The sequence below is a fragment of the Caldinitratiruptor microaerophilus genome, from assembly GCF_025999835.1.
GTDB classification, from domain to species: domain Bacteria; phylum Bacillota; class Sulfobacillia; order Symbiobacteriales; family ZC4RG38; genus Caldinitratiruptor; species Caldinitratiruptor microaerophilus.
The window spans coordinates 2,564,929-2,583,704 of sequence record NZ_AP025628.1; the positions used below are offsets into that span (position 1 = coordinate 2,564,929).

General features: G+C 71.3%; 16 protein-coding genes. 2 read left to right on the forward strand and 14 right to left on the reverse strand.

The features are described from left to right. Nucleotides 1-28: 28 nt before the first annotated feature. The 9 genes from hrcA to caldi_RS12500 form a co-directional block, all read right to left on the reverse strand. Nucleotides 29-1,060, reverse strand: coding sequence for a heat-inducible transcriptional repressor HrcA (hrcA, locus tag caldi_RS12460; protein WP_264842080.1), 1,032 nt, complete (start codon nucleotides 1,058-1,060; stop codon nucleotides 29-31). Nucleotides 1,061-1,173: 113 nt separating this feature from the next. Further along, the gene (locus caldi_RS12465; protein ID WP_264842081.1) at nucleotides 1,174-2,382 is read right to left on the reverse strand and encodes a phenylacetate--CoA ligase family protein; all 1,209 of its coding nucleotides are present in this window, start codon (nucleotides 2,380-2,382) and stop codon (nucleotides 1,174-1,176) included. After that, nucleotides 2,379-3,170 carry an ABC transporter ATP-binding protein gene (locus caldi_RS12470; RefSeq protein ID WP_264842082.1) on the reverse strand — a complete coding sequence of 264 codons (792 nt, stop codon included), beginning with the start codon at nucleotides 3,168-3,170 and terminating at the stop codon, nucleotides 2,379-2,381. Before caldi_RS12470 ends, caldi_RS12465 begins: the two co-directional genes overlap by 4 nt. A gap of 106 nt (nucleotides 3,171-3,276) precedes the next feature. Then, complete coding sequence (locus caldi_RS12475; protein WP_264842083.1) at nucleotides 3,277-4,545, reverse strand: ABC transporter substrate-binding protein; 1,269 nt, start codon at nucleotides 4,543-4,545, stop codon at nucleotides 3,277-3,279. Between the two features lie 90 nt (nucleotides 4,546-4,635). Beyond that, complete coding sequence (locus tag caldi_RS12480; RefSeq protein ID WP_264842084.1) at nucleotides 4,636-5,697, reverse strand: branched-chain amino acid ABC transporter permease; 1,062 nt, start codon at nucleotides 5,695-5,697, stop codon at nucleotides 4,636-4,638. Nucleotides 5,698-5,701: 4 nt separating this feature from the next. Continuing rightward, complete coding sequence (locus caldi_RS12485) at nucleotides 5,702-6,601, reverse strand: branched-chain amino acid ABC transporter permease (protein ID WP_264842085.1); 900 nt, start codon at nucleotides 6,599-6,601, stop codon at nucleotides 5,702-5,704. Next, nucleotides 6,602-8,569 carry a long-chain fatty acid--CoA ligase gene (locus caldi_RS12490; protein WP_264842086.1) on the reverse strand — a complete coding sequence of 656 codons (1,968 nt, stop codon included), beginning with the start codon at nucleotides 8,567-8,569 and terminating at the stop codon, nucleotides 6,602-6,604. 12 nt (nucleotides 8,570-8,581) lie between these two features. Continuing rightward, nucleotides 8,582-9,373 carry an ABC transporter ATP-binding protein gene (locus caldi_RS12495; RefSeq protein WP_264842087.1) on the reverse strand — a complete coding sequence of 264 codons (792 nt, stop codon included), beginning with the start codon at nucleotides 9,371-9,373 and terminating at the stop codon, nucleotides 8,582-8,584. A gap of 13 nt (nucleotides 9,374-9,386) precedes the next feature. Then, complete coding sequence (locus caldi_RS12500) at nucleotides 9,387-10,736, reverse strand: phenylacetate--CoA ligase family protein (protein WP_264842088.1); 1,350 nt, start codon at nucleotides 10,734-10,736, stop codon at nucleotides 9,387-9,389. A gap of 335 nt (nucleotides 10,737-11,071) precedes the next feature. Between caldi_RS12500 and caldi_RS12505 the strand changes: the two genes are divergently transcribed. Further along, the gene (locus caldi_RS12505) at nucleotides 11,072-12,466 is read left to right on the forward strand and encodes a sigma-54 interaction domain-containing protein (protein ID WP_264842089.1); all 1,395 of its coding nucleotides are present in this window, start codon (nucleotides 11,072-11,074) and stop codon (nucleotides 12,464-12,466) included. Between the two features lie 6 nt (nucleotides 12,467-12,472). Here the strand turns inward: caldi_RS12505 and caldi_RS12510 are convergent, their stop codons facing one another. From caldi_RS12510 to lepA, 3 genes are read right to left on the reverse strand one after another with little or no spacing between them, the layout of a single operon-like run. After that, nucleotides 12,473-13,168 carry a CYTH domain-containing protein gene (locus caldi_RS12510; RefSeq protein ID WP_264842090.1) on the reverse strand — a complete coding sequence of 232 codons (696 nt, stop codon included), beginning with the start codon at nucleotides 13,166-13,168 and terminating at the stop codon, nucleotides 12,473-12,475. Next, nucleotides 13,165-14,352 carry a radical SAM family heme chaperone HemW gene (gene hemW / locus caldi_RS12515; protein WP_264842091.1) on the reverse strand — a complete coding sequence of 396 codons (1,188 nt, stop codon included), beginning with the start codon at nucleotides 14,350-14,352 and terminating at the stop codon, nucleotides 13,165-13,167. The genes caldi_RS12510 and hemW overlap by 4 nt, the downstream gene beginning before the upstream one ends. A 37-nt stretch (nucleotides 14,353-14,389) precedes the next feature. After that, a complete protein-coding gene (gene lepA, locus caldi_RS12520; RefSeq protein ID WP_264842092.1) occupies nucleotides 14,390-16,198 on the reverse strand; it encodes a translation elongation factor 4 in 1,809 nt (602 codons plus the stop codon). Nucleotides 16,199-16,467: 269 nt separating this feature from the next. On the opposite strand from lepA, the gene caldi_RS12525 reads away from it, so the two are divergent. Next, entirely contained in the window at nucleotides 16,468-17,127 is a 660-nt protein-coding gene (locus caldi_RS12525; RefSeq protein WP_264842093.1) for a helix-turn-helix domain-containing protein, read from the forward strand. A 31-nt stretch (nucleotides 17,128-17,158) separates the two neighbouring features. On the opposite strand, the gene caldi_RS12530 is transcribed toward caldi_RS12525, so the two are convergent. Together caldi_RS12530 and spoIIP are read right to left on the reverse strand one after the other, a co-directional pair. Further along, entirely contained in the window at nucleotides 17,159-17,404 is a 246-nt protein-coding gene (locus tag caldi_RS12530) for a hypothetical protein (RefSeq protein WP_264842094.1), read from the reverse strand. A 5-nt stretch (nucleotides 17,405-17,409) separates the two neighbouring features. Next, nucleotides 17,410-18,753, reverse strand: a complete 1,344-nt coding sequence (gene spoIIP, locus caldi_RS12535; RefSeq protein ID WP_264842095.1) for a stage II sporulation protein P — start codon at nucleotides 18,751-18,753, stop codon at nucleotides 17,410-17,412. Between the last annotated feature and the right edge of the window lie 23 nt (nucleotides 18,754-18,776).

Here is an 18,776-nt window from a genome sequence, read left to right on the forward strand (position 1 = left end):
CGGTCCCAGCCAGTGTCAAGCAAAGCGGCTACTGCGGGATGAGGCCCCGGGAGGCCGCTTCGGACAGGTGGCGGGTGAGGTCCTCCACCAGCCCGATCACCCTCCCGTACTCCATCCGCCGGGGACCGATGACCCCGAGCCGGCCCACGACGCGACCCCCGATCCGGTACGTCGCGGAGATCACGCTGCAGTCGTGCAACTCGCGGAGCCGGATCTCCTCGCCGATCTGCACCGACAGGTCGCCGCTCTCGGGACTCCCGAGGACCTCTTGCACCATGTCCGGCTGCTCGAGGAAGCTCAGCAGGGCCCGCGCCTTCTCGACGTTCCGGAACTCGGGCTGCTCGAGCACGTGCGTGGTGCCGCCAAGATACAGCCGCCGGTGTTCACCGGGCTCCATGGACTCCGCGAGGAAGGCGAGGGCCTGCTCGAGCAGCGCCCCGTACCGCCGCAGCTCGCGCTGGAGCTCCTCCAGGGCACCCCGGCCCAGGGAGGACACCCGCCGCCCCCGCAGGTGGTCGCTCAGGAGCTGGGACACCTCCTGGAGCTCCACCAGGGTGACCTCGGGCGGCACGTCGACGATGGACTTCTCGATGAAGCCCGCGTCGGTGATGTAGACGAGAAGGGCCCGTTCCCCGGTGAGCGGGACGAGCCGGATCTCCTGGATCACGGTCTCGCCCACCTGCGGCCCCGCCGCGACCCCGGTCAGCCGGGTCATCTCGGAGAGGAGACGCGCCGCCTCCCGGATCAGGCTGTCCAGCTCCCGGAACTTGCGTTCGAAGGTCCGCCGGATGCGCTCTTCCTCCTCCGCCGACACCTCGCGGACCTCCATCAGGCAGTCGACGTAGTAGCGGTAGCCGCGGTCGGAAGGGACGCGGCCCGCGGACGTGTGCGGCTGCTCCAGGTACCCCAGTTCCTCCAGGTCGGCCATCTCGTTGCGGATGGTGGCCGGGCTCACCCCGAGGCGGTACTTGCGGGCGATGGTGCGCGAGCCGACAGGCTCCGCGGTGGCCACGTAGTCGTCGATGACCGCTTGCAGTACACGGTTCTTGCGCTCGTCCATCGGCACCGGCTACCACCCCCGGCCTGGTTAGCACTCGTTCAACTAGAGTGCTAACCGGCTCAGCATGAACGTAACATCGCCCCGCGAGGGGTGTCAAGCCAGGACCGCCGCCGCTATTCCCAGCGGCGGCGGTCCTCGATGCGCGGGGTTTTGTCGGGCAGCGTGCCGGGCTCGACCAGTTCGACCTCCGCTGTCACCCGGGTGGTCGCCTTGATGGCTTGGGAGAGCGCCGCCGGGTCGACCACGCCAGCCGCCTCCACCCGGACGGTCAGCCGGTCCCGGTGCCCCCCGTCTCGATCCACGACAGCGTGCCACCGGCCTGCGCCGGGGATGCGGGACACGGCTTCCTGGATCTGGTCCGGGTAGACGAACATCCCCCGCACCTTCACGGCCTCCCCGGCCCGGCCGAGCCAGCCCCGGATCCGGGGCTCCGGCCGGCCACAGGGGCAGGGCTCCGGCACGAGCGCCGTGAGGTCCCCCGTACCGAAGCGCAGGAGGGGGTACGTCTCGTCCAGGAGGGTGACCACCAGTTCACCCACCTCGCCGGCGGGGACCGGCCGGCCCTCGGGGTCGCACACCTCGACCATCACGCCGGGGTCGAGGTGCTGGCCCTCCCGCACCTCGCACTCGTAGGCCACGGAGCCCAGGTCGGCCGTGCCGAACCCCTGGAAGACCTCCACGCCGTAGCCCTGCAGGCGGGCCCGAAGGGAAGGCGGTAGCGGCTCCGCCGTCACGTAGGCCTTGCGCAGGGCGGTGCGCAGGCCCAGCGCCTCCGCGCGCTCCAGGAGGGACAGGAGGTAGCTCGGCAGCCCCACGTACCCCGTGGCGCCGGTGTCGGACAGGACCCGGACCTGCAGGTCCTGCTGGCCGACCCCGCCGGGGATCACGACGCACCCGGCCGCCCGCAGCCCCGTGTCCAGCATGAACCCGGCGGGGCTGAGGTGGTAGGAGAAGCAGTTCAGGACCACGTCGCCGGGGGCGAAGCCGGCCGCCCGCAGCGCCCGGGAAAAGCGCCAGAAGTCCTCCCGCGCGCCCTGCGGATCGTACACCGGCCCCGGCGAGACGAAGATGCGGGCCAGGTCAGAGACCGGCACGCCCAGGAGGCCGCCGAAGGGCAGGGAGGCCGCCTGGTGCCGTCCCAGCGCTTCCTTGCGGAGGACCGGCAGGGGAAGGAGGTCCTCCGGTCCCCGCACGTCCTCCGGCCGGATCCCCGCGGCCTCGAGGCGCGCCCGCCAGGCCGGGCTGTGGTCCCACGCGTGCCGCACGACGCGGCGCAGGGCCTCCCCGGCCCCCGCAGCCAGCCAGACGCTGCCCCCCGTCATGCGAGCCACCTCTTCCGGCGCCGGTACGCCTTCACGTCCCGGTAGCTCTTGCGCCCGACCTCGGTCAGCCCCAGGTAGAACTCCTTCACGTCCTCGTTCTCCAGGAGCCGCTCGGTGGGGCCCTCGAGCACGATGCGCCCGTTCTCCATCACATAGCCGTAATGGCTGATGCGGAGGGCCACCCGGGCGTTCTGTTCCACCAGGAGGAAGGTCGTGCCGACTTCCTGGTTGAGCTTTTGCACGATGCCGAAGATCTCCTGCACCAGGAGCGGCGCCAGGCCAAGGGAGGGCTCGTCCAGCAGCACGAGCTTGGGACGAGCCATGAGGGCCCGGCCGATGGCCACCATCTGCTGCTCCCCGCCGGAGAGGTACCCGGCCTTGCGGTGCCGCAGGCTCACGAGCCGGGGGAAATAGTGGTAGACGAGGTCGAGGTCGGCCCGGACGCCCCGGCGGTCGCGACGGGTGTACGAGCCGGCGAGCAGGTTCTCCTCGACGGTGAGGTGCTCGAAGACGTGCCGGCCCTCCATGACCTGGAAGATCCCGCGGCGGACGATGGTCTCCGCATCCAGGCCGTTCAACCGCTCGCCCTCGAACTCGATCACCCCGTCGGTGACCTCGCCGTTTTCCGACTTCAGGAGCCCCGAGATGGCCTTGAGCGTCGTGGTCTTTCCCGCGCCGTTGGCGCCGAGGAGGGCCACGATCTTCCCCTGCGGCACCTGGAGGGACATCCCCTTCAGCACCAGGATGACCTTCTCGTAGACGACCTCCACGTTGTTGAGCCGGAGCAACCCCGATCCCCCCTCCGAAGCGGCAGGGTGAAGCGGCCGCGGCGAGGCGGGCACGGGGGGCCGGCGGGACCCGGGCGCGCCCCGGGGGCGCCGGCCCCCGGCGCCGTCAGTCGAGGCTCATCTCGGCGAGCGGCTCGAACCGGCCGTTCTTGACCTGGTACAGGCGGGTCGTCTTGGCGCCGGCGTGGTCCTTGTCGGTGAAGGTCACGGGGGCTGCCAGACCGCCCAGGTCGTGGTTGCGGAAGCTCTCCAGCGCCGCCTTGATCGACTCGCCCGTGACCTCGCCCTTCACCTGGGCGATCGCGTCGACGATCACCTTGGCCGAGACCCAGCCCTGGACGTACTTCTGGGTCTTCTCCTCGAGCTTCTTGCCCTTGGCGGAGAGGTACTCCTGGATCTCCTTCATCCCCGGGCGGTCGGTCTCGTACGGGAAGGCGAACGGGATCACGCCGATGTAGCCCTCGGCGGCCTCGCCCGCGTTCTTGACGACGCCCTCGTCCGCCGCCCAGTTGAGGCCGATGAACTGGGTCTTGAGCCCCAGCTTCTTGGCCTCCTTGAGGGTCACCACGGTGGCGTTCGTGGTCTCCTGGATGAGGGCGTACTCGGCGCCCTTCTTCTGGAGCTCGAGCATCTGGGTGGCGGCCTCCGTCGCGTTCAGGGCCACCACCACCTCGCCCACCCAGTTGAGGCCGAGCTTCTGGGCATACTCCCTGGCGTCGCCCAGGGGCGACTTGCCGAACGGGGTGTCGTTGTAAACGAATCCGACCTTGGCGCCGGGTTTCTGCTGGGCGATCCACTTCAGGGCCATGCGGGCCTGGTCAGAGTACGTGGCGGCCACGAGGAAGTTGTACGGCGTCTTGGACGGGTCGCGCAGGTTCTCACTGAGCGAGCCGGAGACGTACGGGATCTTGTCCTTGGCGATGAGTTCCTTCATCGCCTCGGTGTCGCCGGTGCCCCAGCCGTAGATCGCGACCACCTTGTCCTGGGTCACCAGCTTCTTGTACAGGTCGACGGCCTGCGGCACCTTGTACGCGTAGTCCTGCCACACCAGGTCGATCTTGCGCCCGTTCACGCCGCCCTTCGTGTTCACGAAGTCGACGTAGTCGCGGACCCCCTCCGAGTACGGGGTGCCGACGTCGCCGGTCCCGCCGGTGAGGTCGAAGATGCCGCCGAGCTTGATCGTCGCGCCGGCAGCGGCGGGGGCTGCCGCCTGCCCTCCGGACGGCTGGGCGGGGGCGGCCTTCTGCTGGGCACCCGACTGCCCCGCCTGCGCCGGGGTCTCCTGCTTGGCGGCCGGCTTCCCGCCGCAGCCAAAGGCGGCGGTGGCCAGCGCCAGGACGGCCAGCAAGCCCAGGACACGCACCTTGCGCACCATCTCTCTTCCTCCCCTTCCCACGGATCTCTGCGCTTCCGAACGTTCCGGCACCAACGGTGACCCGTTCCCGAAGCCGCGCCTCACCCCCTGTCAGTAGCTGAAGGGCCAGAGCCGGAAGTAGTCCTTCACGTTTCGCCAGAGCCTGGCCAGGCCTTCCGGCTCGAGGACCAGGAACAGGATGATCGCCGTCCCGAACACGAACTCGCGCAGGAGCATCAGGCGGTCGCCGACCCCGGGCACGTACTGGGAGGCGAAGGTCGCCAGGCGGGACACGGCGATCGGCAGCACCACCATGAAGGCGGCGCCGTACACGGAACCCATGACGGAGCCCAGGCCGCCGATGATGATCATCGCCAGCAGCTCGATCGACAGGAGGATCGTGAAGTGCTCCGGGTTGATGATGAGGACGTAGGGCCCCCACAAAGCCCCCGCCACGCCGGCATAGAAGGCGGACAGGGCGAAGGCGAGCACCTTGTACCGGAAGAGGTCGACCCCCATGACCTCCGCGGCCAGATCCCGGTCCCGGATCGCCACCAGGGCCCGCCCCACCCGGGTCCGGAAGAGGTTCACCGCGAAGGCGCCGTGCAGCAGCGCGAGGGTGAGGGCGAGGTAGTAGAAGGTCTCCTCGCTGTCCAGCGCGTGGCCCAGGATGGTGGGTCGGGGGACGCTCATGCTGTTGACCCCGCCCGTCACCGACTCCCAGCGGATGAACACGAAGTCCAGCACCACCTGCGCCGCCAGCGAGGCGATCGCCAGGTACAGGCCCTTGAGGCGGGCGGAGGGGAGGCCGAAGATCGCCCCCACCAGGGCGGCGATCAGGCCGCCGGCGGGTGCCGCCACCCAGAAGGGCACGCCGTGCTTCGTCATGAGGTAGCCGCTGGCGAAGGCGCCCACGCCCATGAAGGCGCCGTGGCCAATGGAGATCTGCCCGGCGAACCCCGTCAGGATGTTGAGCCCGATGGCGGCGATGGAGAAGATGGCGACCTGGTTGAGGATGCTGGTGACGTAGGAGCCGAGGAGCGAGGGCAGGAGGTAGAGGACCGCGATCAGGAGCCACAGGCGGGCCTTGGCGATCGGGGTGTGGTGCAGGGCGAGGTCCTCGCGGTACGTGGTCCGGAACACCCCGCACTCCATGGCGAACGGATAGCGCACGGGCTCACACCCTCTCGATGATCTCCTTGCCGAAGAGGCCGTAAGGGCGGATGAGGAGCACGAGGAGGAGGAAGGCGAAGGGGGCGACCTCCTTCACCCCGCCGCCGGGGACGAGCGGGTCGAGGTAGCCGCCGGCCAGGTTCTCCAGGATGCCGATCACGAACCCGCCGGCGATCGCCCCCGGGATGCTGTCCAGGCCGCCGAGGATGGCGACGGGCAGCACCTTGAGCCCGTAACTGGACAGGATCGGCGTGATCCCGTTCATGTTGCCGAGCATGACCCCGCCCAGGCCGGAGACCATCGCCGCCACGCCCCAGGTCACGGCCAGCACCCGCTTCACGCTGATCCCCATGCTGAGGGCCGCCTGCTGGTCGTCGGCGCTCGCCCGCATGGCGATGCCCGTGATGCTGTACCGGAAGAACGCCGTGAGCGCCACGAGGAGGATCACGGCCGCGGCCAGGGTCCAGAGGTGCGCCTCGGACACCAGCACCCGGTAGGGGCCGGCCGCCAGCTGGATGGGCTCCTGGGAGAACACGGGCGGGTAGGAGCGCGGTGCGGTCCCCCAGATCATGTGGATGAGCGACCGGATGATCATCGAGAGCCCGAGGGTCGCCATGATCACCGAGATCGCGGGCTCGCCGATGAAGGGCCGCAGGACGAGCCGCTCGACCAGGAGGCCGGTGCCGAAGGCCGCCGCCAGGCTGAGGAGAACCGCCAGGAGGAACGGCACCTGGAGCGACCCGGCGAAGACGAGCCCGATGTAGGCGCCCAGCAGGAGGAACTCGCCCTGGGCCAGGTTGATCACGTCGGAGGACTTGTAGATGAGGACGAAGCCCAGGGCCACCAGCGCGTAGAGCGACCCCACCACGATCCCCTGGACGACGAGCTGAAGGAGCAGCTCCACCTAGACCGCCTCCCCTGCCGCCCGGCCGGGCGGGACCTGGCTGGCCGGCTGCCCCGGCAGGCTCGCCGGGGGCGCCAGGTCCTGGACCTTGAGGATCGTCTCGATCAGCGCCTCGCGCCCGTCCCGGTAGCGGACCCGGCTCTGCACCGGGATGTGCGTCCGCCCCTCGTAGAGCCCCTCGATGACCGGGGCGTACTTCTCGTGGATGAAGCCCCGGCGCAGCTTGCGGGTGCGGGTCAGCTCCTCGTCGTCGGCGTCCAGCTCCTTGTGCAGGATCACGAAGCGGCGCACCCGGGCGCTCGGGGGGAGCTCCTGGTTGATGCGCTCGACCTCGCTCCGGATGAGGGCCAGCACCTCGTCCTTCTGGGAGAGGTCCTGGTACGTCGTGTAGGCGATCCCCCGGGTCTCGGCCCAGTGGCCGACCGATTGCAGGTCGATGTTGATCATCGCCGTCACGAAGCTGCGCCCCTGGCCGAGCGCCACCGCCTCCTTGATGTAGGGCGAGAACTTCAGCTTGTTCTCCAGGAACTGCGGCGAGAACACGGAGCCGTCCGCCAGGCGCATCACGTCCTTGAGGCGGTCGATGACCACGAGGTGGCCCGAGTCCTCCTCGATGTACCCGGCGTCGCCGGTGTGCAGCCACCCGCCCTCGAGCGCCTTTTCGGTGGCTTCCGGGTTCTTGTAGTAGCCCTGGAAGACGGCGGGGCTCCGGAGCAGGATCTCGCCCTCGGGGCTGATCGCCATCTCGCCGCCGGGCAGGGGCTTGCCGACCGTGTGGAAACGGATGTCGTCGTCCCGGTGCAGGACGGCGATGCCGACGATCTCCGTCTGGCCGTAGATCTGCTTCAGGTTCACGCCGAGGGCGTGGTAGAAGCGGAACACGTCCGGGCCCAGCGCCGCCCCGCCCGTGTAGGCCCGCTTCAGGCGCAGGAGGCCGAGGTGATCCTTGATGGCGGAGAAGACCAGGAACTCCCCGAGGGCACGGAGCACCCGGTCCTTCAGCGGAACCGCCCGGTGCTGGAAGCGGGCGTCGGCCACCCGGTACGCCACCGGCATGAAGCGGTGGAAGAGCCAGCGCTTGAGCGGGGAGGAGTCGGCGATCCGGACCTGCACCCGGGTGACGAGATCCTCCCAGATCCGGGGCGGGGAGAACATCACGTGGGGCCCGATCTCCCGCAGGTTCTCCTGCACCGTGTCCGGCTCCTCGGGGAAGTTCACCGTGAAGCCCACGGCGAGGTGCATGGCCACCGCCGTCATCTGCTCGCCGATCCAGGCGAGGGGCAGGAAGGAGAGGAACTGGTCCTCCGGCTCCAGGGGGTCGACCTCCTGGATCCGGTCCCCCATGCTGATCAGGTTGCGGTGGCTGAGCATCGCCCCCTTCGGCGCGCCGGTGGTGCCGGAGGTGTAGCAGACGATGGCCGTGTCCTCGCCCCGGGTGGCGGCCACGAGTTCCTCGAAGAGCCCGGGGTGGCGGCGGCCGTACTGGCGCCCCGCCTCCTCTACGTCCGGGAAGTAGGCGAGCCACGGGTCGCGGTACCCCCTCAGGCCCTTCGGGTCGTAGTAGATCACCCGCTTGACCTTCGGGAGCCGGTCCCGGACCTCGAGGATCTTGTCGACCTGCTCCTGGTCCTCCACCACGACGATGGTCGCGTCGGCGTGGTCCACCACGTAGGCGACCTCGTGGGCGAGGGAGTCCTGGTACACCCCCACCGACGCCCCCCCGGCGGACTGGGCGGCCAGCTCGGCGATGACCCACTCGGGCCGGTTGTCGCCGACGATGGCCACCCGCTCGCCCCGCTCGAAGCCCAGCGAGAGAAGGCCGAGGCAGAAGTCGCGCACCCGGTCCCGGTACCCGGCCCACGTGATCTCCTGCCAGATCCCGTAGTCCTTCTCCCGCAGCGCCACCCGGCGGTCGCCGTGGCGGGCCGCCATGGCCACCAGGCGCTTCGGAAGCGTGTCCAGGTCCATCCGGCTCCCCCCTCACACCACCGCCAGGGATTCGTCTCCCAGGTACGCCCGGATGACGTCGGGATTGCGTCGGACCTCCTCGGGCGAGCCGCTGGCGATGAGCCGGCCGAAGTCGAGCACCGACACCCGGTCCGAGATGTCCATCACGACCCCCATGTCGTGCTCGACCAGCACGCAGGTCACGCCCCGCTCCTGGTTGATCTCGAGGATGAAGCGGACCATGTCTTCCTTCTCTTCCGTGTTCATCCCGGCCATCGGCTCGTCGAGCAGCAGCAGCCGGGGCTCGAGGGCCAGGGCCCGGCCCAGCTCGACCCGCTTCTGCAGCCCGTAGGGCAGCATCCCGACGGGCTTCTTGCGGATGTGGGCGATCTCCAGGAAGTCGATGATCTCCTCGACCGCCCGCCGGTGCTCGATCTCCTCCCGCAGGGCCGGGCCCCAGAAGAGGCCGCAGGCCAGGAGCCCCGACCGCATCCGGACGTGCCGGCCGAGCATGAGGTTGTCGAGCACCGTCATGTGCTTGAACAGGGCGATGTTCTGGAAGGTCCGGGCGATGCCGAGCTCGGCCCGGCGGGGCGGCGGCAGCCGGGTGATGTCCTCCCCCGCCAGCGTGATGCGCCCCGACGTGGGGACGTAGCGGCCGCTGATGCAGTTGATCAGCGTGGTCTTCCCGGCCCCGTTCGGGCCGATCACGGCGTGGATCTCGCCCGCCCGGACGTCGAGGCTCACCCCGCCGAGCGCGACCACGCCGCCGAAGCGGATGCCGACGTCCTCCACGCCGAGGAGGCGCCCTGCCCCGTCCGCCACCTCGCTTCCCTCCTCACCACCCGGGGATCGCCCCGGGGACCGTCTGGGCCGCACCCGGCCCGACCGCCCGCAGGTCCTGGACCCGCCGGCTCTGGCGCATCGTCCGCTCGAGCGACCCGTACCGCACCACCCGCACCTCGGCCACCAGCCGCAGCTCGTCCCGGAGGTGGCGCTGCAGCCGCTCGGCCAGCTGCGGACCCTCCCACAGGGCCTGCGGGGCGGTCTCGACCACGAGCGTGCAGCGGTCGACCAGGGTCGCGGGGTCGCGCTCCAGGACGAGGCGGTACTCCTCGCCCAGCTCCGGGTACTCGTGCAGGATCCGCTCGAGCTCCGCCGGGTAGAACTTGGCCCCGCGGAAGATGACCAGCTGGTCGCTGCGCCCCAGCACCCCGCCCGGGGACCGCAGCAGGGTGCGCCCGCAGGCGCACGGCTCGTCGGTCCAGGTGGCGTAGTCGTTGGTCCAGTACCGCAGGAGGGGCAGGGCATCCCGGGTCAGGTCGGTGAAGACCAGGATGCCGACCTCCCCGGGCCGCACCGGCTCGAGTGTCCGGGGGTGGATGATCTCGACCAGGTGGTGGTCCTCCGGCCAGTGCAGACCCGCCTTGGCCTCGCACTCGGCCGCCATGATCGGGGTCACCTCGGACAGGCCGTACAGATCGTACGCATCGAGCCCCAGCGCCCGCTCCAGGCGCTGGCGGGTGCTCGGATGCTCCACCCCGGGCTCGGCGGCGAAGATGCCGACCTCGAGGCCCAGGTCGGCCGGCCCGAGCCCCCGCTCCCGGATCTGCTCGGCCAGGTACAGGCCCTGGGAGGGCGTCGTCAGGAGGACCCGGGGCGCCCAGTTCACCAGGTACTCGATCTGGCGCCGGAGGGAGTCGGTGCCGATCGGGATGACCACCATGCCCGCGGCCGTCGCGCCGTAGTGAGCGGCCAGTCCGCCCACCCACAGGCCGTAACCGAGCGCGTTGTGGATGAGGTCCCCCGGGCGAGCGCCGGCGCTGTACAGGGCCCGGGCGGCCATGTCCGTGATCCGGGCCACGTCGGCCTTCGACCACACCATGTACAGGGGTACCTCGCCGGAGGACGGGTGGATCTCGACCCAGCGCTCCCGGGGGGGTACCAGGTGGTCGCCCAGGGGCGGGCTCCGGCGCTGCATCTCGAGGAGGTCCTGCCGGGTCGTGAACGGCAGGCGGCGGATGTCATCCAGGCTGCGGATGTCCCGGGGGCTCACCCCCGCCGCGTCCATGCGCTGCCGGTAGAAGGGCGAGTGCCTGTAGAGCCGGCTCACCTGGCGGCGGAGGCGCTCCAGCTGCAACGCCCGGAGCCGGTCCCGGGGCATCGCCTCGACATCCGGTCGGAGCACGGGCCCCTCCCCCCGCGGTTCTTTCTTTGCTTCGATTCCATTTGGCAAGAATCGTGCCAGGACCAGGGGAACGCCATCGCAGACCCCGCGGGTCCGGCCGGGAACTGGTGGAGGGCGCGCCGGTGCGGGTGGCAGGATGGCTCCCCGGGCGCGCGGCGCCGCCGTGGACCCTATGCACGCGCACATAGCCCCGGCGCCGTGCGGGCCGGGGCAGATCGTCTGCATAGAACCGCTGCACGCAAAGGAGGATTTGTTCCGCCTATGACGAACTGCATAGCAACCCATGCAGATCGGCATGGCAGGGGGGAGCCCACCTGAACCGGGCGCTTCTCTTCGTGAAGGCGCTGGTGGAAGCGCTGCCCGACGGGGCCATCGTGGTCGACCCGGGCGGCCGGGTGGTGGCGGTCAACGAGCAGGCCGCGGCGCTCTGCGGGCTACCGGCCGCCGCCATGGAGGGCCGTGGGCTGGGGGAGCTCGCCGGCCTCGCGCGGTGGATGCCCCCCTCGCTCGGGCTGGCCCTGGAAGGCGAGGAGCGCCGCAGCTTCATCCAGGAGGTCGAGGGGCGACGGGTGGTCGCCAGCGCCATCCCGCTGCGCGCGCCGGACGGGCGCCGGCTCGGGGTGCTGGGGCTCCTCCGGGACATCACCGAGCTGGACCGGCTCCAGCGCACCGTCGAGCGCCTGCAGCACACGCAGGAGCGGTACAAGGACGAGCTGCAGGGCCTGCGCCACTCCTGGGCCGAGCGGGACGAGGTGGTGGCCGTCTCGGCCCCCATGCGGCGCGTGCTCGATCTGGTCGAGCGGGTCGCCCGGGTGGACTCCACGGTGCTCCTCCTGGGCGAGTCGGGATCGGGCAAGGGCGTGATCGCCCGGCTCCTCCACCGCCTCAGCCCGCGGGCACAGGGGCCGTTCGTCAAGGTGGACTGCGCCTCGATCCCCGAATCCCTGATGGAGTCGGAGCTGTTCGGCTACGAGTCGGGCGCCTTCACCGGGGCACGGCGGGCCGGCAAGGAAGGGCTGATCGAGCAGGCGCAGGGTGGCACCCTGTTCCTCGACGAGATCGGCGAACTGCCGCCAGGCCTCCAGGCCAAGCTCCTGCAGGTCATCCAGGAGCGCCGGTTCACCCGGGTGGGCGGGGTGCGGCCCGTGGAGGTGGACGTCCGCATCCTCGCCGGCACCCACCGGGATCTCCAGGAGATGGTGCGCCAGGGGCAGTTCCGCCCCGACCTGTACTACCGCCTCCACGTGGTGCCGGTGACCATCCCGCCCCTGCGGGACCGCCCCGAGGACATCCCGGTGCTCGCGCGCCACTTCCTCGACCGTTTCCGCGTCCGCTACGGCGTCGAGCGCCACTTGCACCCCGAGGTCGTCGAGGCCTTCCTCCGGTACAGCTGGCCCGGCAACGTGCGCGAGCTGGAGAACATGATCGAGCGGCTCGTGGTGACCGCCGAGGGGCCCGTGATCCGGCTCTCCGACCTCCCGCCGGCACTCTGGGGCGGCGCCCGCGGCGCCGTCCCGCGGGTGGAGGTGCACGGCATCATGCCGCTCAAGGAGGCGCTGGAGGAGGTCGAGCGGCAGCTGCTCACCCAGGCCCTGCGCCTGTACGGGAGCACCACCCGGGTCGGCGAGGCCCTCGGGATCCACCAGAGCACGGCGGTGCGGAAGCTGCAGAAGCTGCGGCTGCGCGGCGCCGGCCCGCCCGCCGTACCGGCACAGGAGCGGAGCGGGTGATCGCCCTCACTGGACGGCCCCGAGCAGGCGCAGGCCGCGGCTCAGCTTGCTCTCCCGTTCGGGGACGAGACGGGCTCCGGCGTCTTCGGCGGCCCGCGCCAGCAGCCGGCCGAGATGTTCCAGATCCGCCTCGGTTCCCGCCGGTGTGGCCTCCACCTCGACGTCGTGATACACCGGTTCGCCCGGAACCCGCTCGTAGCGGACACGGTCGAGGGACAGGGTCGCCACCACGAGCGCTCCCCGGCGCACCTCCCGGCTGACCCGCTCGGTGGCGGCCACCAGCACGGGGAGGAGGGGTCCAGCCCGGTCGCCGGCGGCCAGGGCCGCCACCGGGATCCAGCCTTCGCCGGCAGGGAGTCCCGCCCTCTGTAGAGCCTCCCGCAAGCTCTCGGGTTCGAGCGGCGCCTCGTATTCCTCCCGGACACTCAGGCCGCTTTCCTGGCGCAGCGTGCGCTTCACCGTCACGAAGGGCCGGCCGCCGGCGTTCCGGATCCGGAAGGCGACGCGGCCCGCGCGCAGCCGGCCGCCGGCCGTGTCGTAGTACACGTCGCGGATCGAGACGGCCCGGGCCGGCCCCAGCGCGTACGCCGCCCCCAGGGCCGGCAGCCGGGCCAGGTATTCGAGCAGCGCGCCGGGACCGCCCGGACCGCCGCCGGCGACCGTGAGCTTGATCTCGCGCTCGGTGCTGCCCCCGGGCGTCACGGCAGGAACTCCGCCCAGACCCGGTTGCCCAGGCGCAGGCCGCGGGGGGTGAGGCGCCAGCGCCCACCGGCACGGGCCATGAGGCCGGCCCGCTCCAGCCGGCCGAGCACGGTGCCGTACACCTCGGCCAGGCTGCGGCCGAAGCGGCGAAGGAAGCGCTCCTCCTCCACGCCGTCCGTGAGCCGGAGGCCGAGGATCATGGTCTCGGCCATCTGTACGGGCAGGTCGAGCGCCTCGCCGCCCTCTTCCGCGGTCCCCCGCTCCCGGACGGCCTGCCGGTAGGCCGCCGGAAGCCGGACGTTCCAGAAGCGGCGACCGCCCAGGTACGAGTGGGCGCCGGCGCCCAGGCCAAGGTACTCCTCGTTTCGCCAGTACACCAGGTTGTGCCGGCACCGGTACCCGGGCCGGGCGTAGTTCGAGACCTCGTACCGCTCGTAACCGTGGGCGGCCAGGAAGGACCCGGCCAGGCGGTCCATGGCCTCTTCCTCTTCTTCAGGAGGGAGCGAGAGCCGGCCGGCCTCGTACAGGGCGTGGAAGGCGGTCCCTTCCTCCACGATGAGGCTGTACGCGGAGACGTGCTCCGGGCCCTGCGCCACGGCCCACTCGAGGGTCTCCCGGAACTGGTCGGTGGTCTGTCCGGGCAGGCCGTACATGAGGTCGAGGTTCAGGTTGCGGAAGCCGGCGAGGCGCGCCAGCCGCACGGCCTCCTCCGCCTCCCGGGCGGTGTGGACCCGGCCGAGGCGGCGGAGCAGGTCGTCCTGGACCGCCTGCACGCCGAGGCTGATCCGGTTGGCCCCGGCCTCCCGCGCGGCGGCGAGCTTCTCCCCTTCGACGTCGACGCTGCCGGGGTTCGCCTCGACGGTGAACTCGGCGTCCGGGGCGACCGGGAAGAGCTCGCGGACCCGCCGGACGACGCGGGCGAGCAGGTCGGCGTCGAGCTGGGTCGGCGTGCCCCCGCCGACGAAGACGGTGGGGACGACCGGGTCGCCGGCGGGGAAGCCCGGCGCGGGCGCGGGCAGGCGGCCGGAGGCGAACCGGCGCGCCCAGTGCTCCATCTCCCGCTCGAGGGCCGCCACGTACGCCTCGTGCTCGGCGCGGGCAGTCCCCGCGTGGGAGTTGAAGTCGCAGTACAGACACTTGCGGGGGCAGTACGGGATGTGAACGTAGAGGGCGATGGGCCGCACGGTCCTCCCCCCTTCCCCGCCCCGGCGGGCGCGCGGGTCACTCGCCGTCGTCCGTGCGCAGGACGGCCATGAACGCCTCCTGGGGGATCTCCACGGAACCGATCTGCTTCAGGCGCTTCTTGCCTTCCTTCTGCTTCTCGAGGAGCTTGCGCTTGCGGGTGACGTCGCCGCCGTAACACTTGGCCAGGACGTCCTTGCGCAGGGCCCGGACGGTCTCCCGGGCGATGATCCGGCTTCCGATCGCAGCCTGGATCGGCACCTCGAACTGCTGGCGCGGGATCAGCTCGCGCAGCTTCTGGACGAGCGCGCGGCCGCGGCGCTCCGCCTTGTCCCGGTGGACGATGACCGAGAGCGCGTCCACCGGCTCGCCGTTCACGAGGATGTCCATCTTGACCAGCCTGGACTCCACGTACCCCTCGAACTCGTAGTCGAGGGAGGCGTACCCGCGGCTGCGGGTCTTCAGCTGGTCGAAGAAGTCGTACATGATCTCCGCCAGCGGCAGCCGGTACGTGAGGAGCACCCGCTTCTCGCCGACGTATTCCATGTTCAGGAAGGTTCCCCGCCGGTCCTGGCACAGCTCCATGAGGGGCCCGACGTACTCGGCCGGGGTGACGATCTGCGCCCGCACCACCGGTTCCTCGATGCGGTCGATGGTCGTGGGCGGCGGCAGCCTGGCCGGGTTCTCCACCATCTCCACGCTGCCGTCCGTCTTGACCACCCGGTACACCACGCCGGGGGCCGTGGCGATGAGGTTCAGCCCGAACTCCCGCTCCAGGCGCTCCTGGACGACGTCCATGTGCAGCAGGCCGAGGAACCCGCACCGGAAGCCGAAGCCGAGGGCCTCGGACGTCTCTGGCTCGTACCGCAGGGCGGCGTCGTTCAGCTGGAGCTTGGCCAGGGCATCCCGGAGCTGGTCGTAGTCGGCCGAGTCCACGGGGTAGAGGCCCGTGAAGACCATGGGAGTCGCCGGGCGGAAGCCGGGCACCGGCTCGGCGGCCGGGCGGTCGGCCCCGGTGATCGTGTCGCCGACTCGGACGTCGCGGACGTCCTTGATCGCCGCCGCCAGGGCCCCCACCTCGCCGGGCCCCAGGGCGTCGATCGGCGTGAGGCGGGGCCGGAAGACATAGAGCTCGTCGACCTGGAACTCCTTGCCGCCGCCCATCATCCGGATTCGGTCGCCCACCCGGAGGGTGCCGTCGAAGATCCGGAAGTGCACCACGACGCCCTTGTACGGATCGTAGAAGGAGTCGTAGATGAGGGCCTTGAGGGGCGCGGCGGGATCGCCGGAGGGGGGCGGGATCAGCGTCACGATCGCCTCGAGGATGTCCCGGGTGCCGATCCCCTCCTTCGCCGAGGCCAGGATGGCGTAGGAGGCGTCGAGGCCGATCGTCTCCTCGATCTCGCGGCGGACCCGCTCGGGGTCAGCCCCCGGCAGGTCGATCTTGTTGATGATCGGGATGATCTCCAGGTTCTGCTCGAGCGCCATGTGGACGTTGGCCAGGGTCTGGGCCTCGATGCCCTGGGACGCGTCCACGACCAGGAGCGCCCCCTCGCAGGCCTTGAGCGCCCGGCTCACCTCGTAGGTGAAGTCGACGTGCCCGGGCGTGTCGATCAGGTTGAGGATGTACGTCTGACCGTCGTCGGCGCGGTACTCCATGCGCACCGACTGCGCCTTGATCGTGATCCCCCGCTCCCGCTCGAGCTCCATGGTGTCGAGGACCTGCTCCCGCATCTCACGGCGGGACAGCGTCCCGGTGTACTCGATCAGCCGGTCGGCGAGGGTGCTCTTCCCGTGGTCGATGTGGGCGATGATGGAGAAGTTCCGGATCCGTTCCTGGTCCACCATGGGCTGCGCACCGGCCTCCCGGGCGTTCCTCGGGTCCGCGTTATTATAGCAGAGCCCGGAACCGGTGAGCACGGGCCGCCCGTCGGGCGGCCGTCCCCCTGGCCGCGCTTGCGGCGGGCCGGTTCTCGATGATGCAATTCGGAGTTAGATGCCATCTATCTGCATGGGCACCGGCAAAGGCGTTTTCACTTGGACGGCCCCCACGCCCGGCCCCTACCATAGGAGGTGCACGACACCCCAGGTCCGCAGGGCACGGAGGCGGTTGCACGGTGATCGGACAACGTGTAGCGAAGCTGCGCGCCGCACGGGGCGAGTCCCTGCGCGAAGCGGCGCTGCGCACCGGCGTCAGCCACACCACGATCGCCCGGATCGAGAAGGGCGAGGTCACGTGCTCGTTCCACAGCACGCTGCGGAAGATCGCTGACGGGTACGGTGTGCGGCTGGAGTACCTCCTGACGGGCCGGGAACCCCAGCAGGACTTCTACGAGGCGGTGCGCCGTCTCCCGCCGGACGTGCGAGCCCGGCTGTACTTCGTGCATCCGGCCGAGCGGACCCGCCTGGTACTGGAATACCTCCTCGCCGAGTTCCCCGAAGAGTTCACCCTCGAACAGGTCGCCCAGAACGCCGGGGTGGAGCCGCGCCGGCTCCAGGATTTCCTCGCGCGGCAGGACCGGCCCGCCGACAGCGACGAGCTCTACCTGCGCGTCGCGGCGGCGCTCGGCCGGCTCACGGGGATCGACCTGCACTGGATCCGCTGTGGCTGTGCGCCCGACGAGGTGCCGGGGCACCTCTCCCCCGACACCCTAGCGGCCTACCTGGCGGTCGTCCGCAAGGCCGTCGAGGCCGGGGTCCGCCCCGAGACCCTTGCGCTGGCCATCGACCTGCTGAGCGTCCGCTCCGAGGCCGCACTTGCCGCCGGTCGCGCGTGACCCGGGCGGCCCTCTGGACGGTCTGGCAATCCTAACGCCTCCCTGGGCCGGAACCGCACACCCGGTCCAGCAGCGCGTCCCGGAGCGCCTCCGGACCCGGGAGCCGGAGGGCAGGCAACCCGCCGCCGATCTGGGCCGCGCTCATGCTCACCTGGCGCAGGGCAAGGGCCACCACGACCGCGACCACGAGCGGAAGCCACTGGACCCGGCGCCGGCGCACCGGGCGGACCGGCCCGAGAAGCCACTGCAGGTCGCGCGAGGGACGGACCCCTTTCACGGAGATCACCCCGCGTAGTATCTCCAGACGACCGCGGCTTCCGCCCCCTCCGGCGCGCGCCCCGCCTTGGCTCCGCCGGCGCCGCCCGCGCCGCGGAGCGACTCCGTCCCCGGCGCCTCGCCGGCGGCGACGAGGTCCGCGACCACGCCCGCCACGAGCTCGGCGGCGCGCAGGGCCTCCTCCATGCTGTTCTGCGCCGAGCCGAACTCGAGGAGCAGCGCCCCCGGCCGCAGATCCTGGTTGTACCGCTGGTTCCGGCGGATGATGCCGCGGGAAAGCCCGGGGTAGCGCTGGTTCATGGCCTGGTGCAGTCGCTCCGCCCAGGCCAGGTTCTCCCGCCAACGGGGGTGCGGCAGGTCCCGGTCGCCCATCCCGACCACGATGGCCACCCGGGCGACCGCACGGCCGCCGACCTGCACCGTCGTGACATCCCGCGGGGCGGCGTCCCGGTGCAGGTCGAAGAGCACCTGGACAGTCGGAAAGCGGTCCAGGATGTACTCGGCGGTCTTGCGGGAGTAGGCGTACGCGCCCAGGTACGTGTACGCGTTGCGCGAGGGCGAGTGGACCACCGTGATGCCGCGCTCGCACAGGCGCTCGGCCAGCCGGCGCCCTACCCGGATGATGTTCCGGTTCGGGTCGGTGGAGGACACGAGCTGCCACTCCTCGTCGGTCTTGGGCTGAAGCCCGGGGAACTCGGAGATGTACGACTCGTAGTCGTGTGTGTGGTAGATCCCGACGAGGGGAACGCCCCCCGCCACCACGGGGGTGCCGGGAGGGCGCGCGCACCCGGCTCCGGCGGGCGTGCGTCCCGCGGTGGCACGTCCGGAGACCGGCGGGGAACCGGGTGCCGGGCCGGGCGGAGGCGGGGAGACGCCCGGGCCGCCCGGTAGACCTGCCCCGCCGGGAGCCCCGCCGGCGCGGGAGGCTTGTCCACCTCGCGGAGGGCCCGGGGGGCTCTCCGGCAGCTCCAGCCGCCGCGGACCGGTGAGGAACGGGAACAACGCCTGCAAGAGCGTCCGCGGTCGGGACGTGCCGTACAGCACGAGGCGCGGCCCGGGCCGACCGAGATACGGGATGGCCCGCGCGAGGAGGAGCCGGGCGGTGGCCGCATCCGGGCGGAAGATCGACTGCCACAGGCCGCCGGGCGGGGGCTCCTCGCGCTCCCAGGTTCCGCCGGGGGAACCACCCGCACCGGACACTCCCCCGCCCGACTCCCCGCCGTGCGCCGGGGCGACGGCCGGCACGGAGGCGGGCGCCGGCGGCCGGCGCTCCACCAGAAGCCCGAGCAGGAACAGGACGACCATCACGTACGCGAGGGCGACCGGCCGCACCCGCCGCAGGCGCTGCATCGCGCAGCCTCACCCCCCGTGGC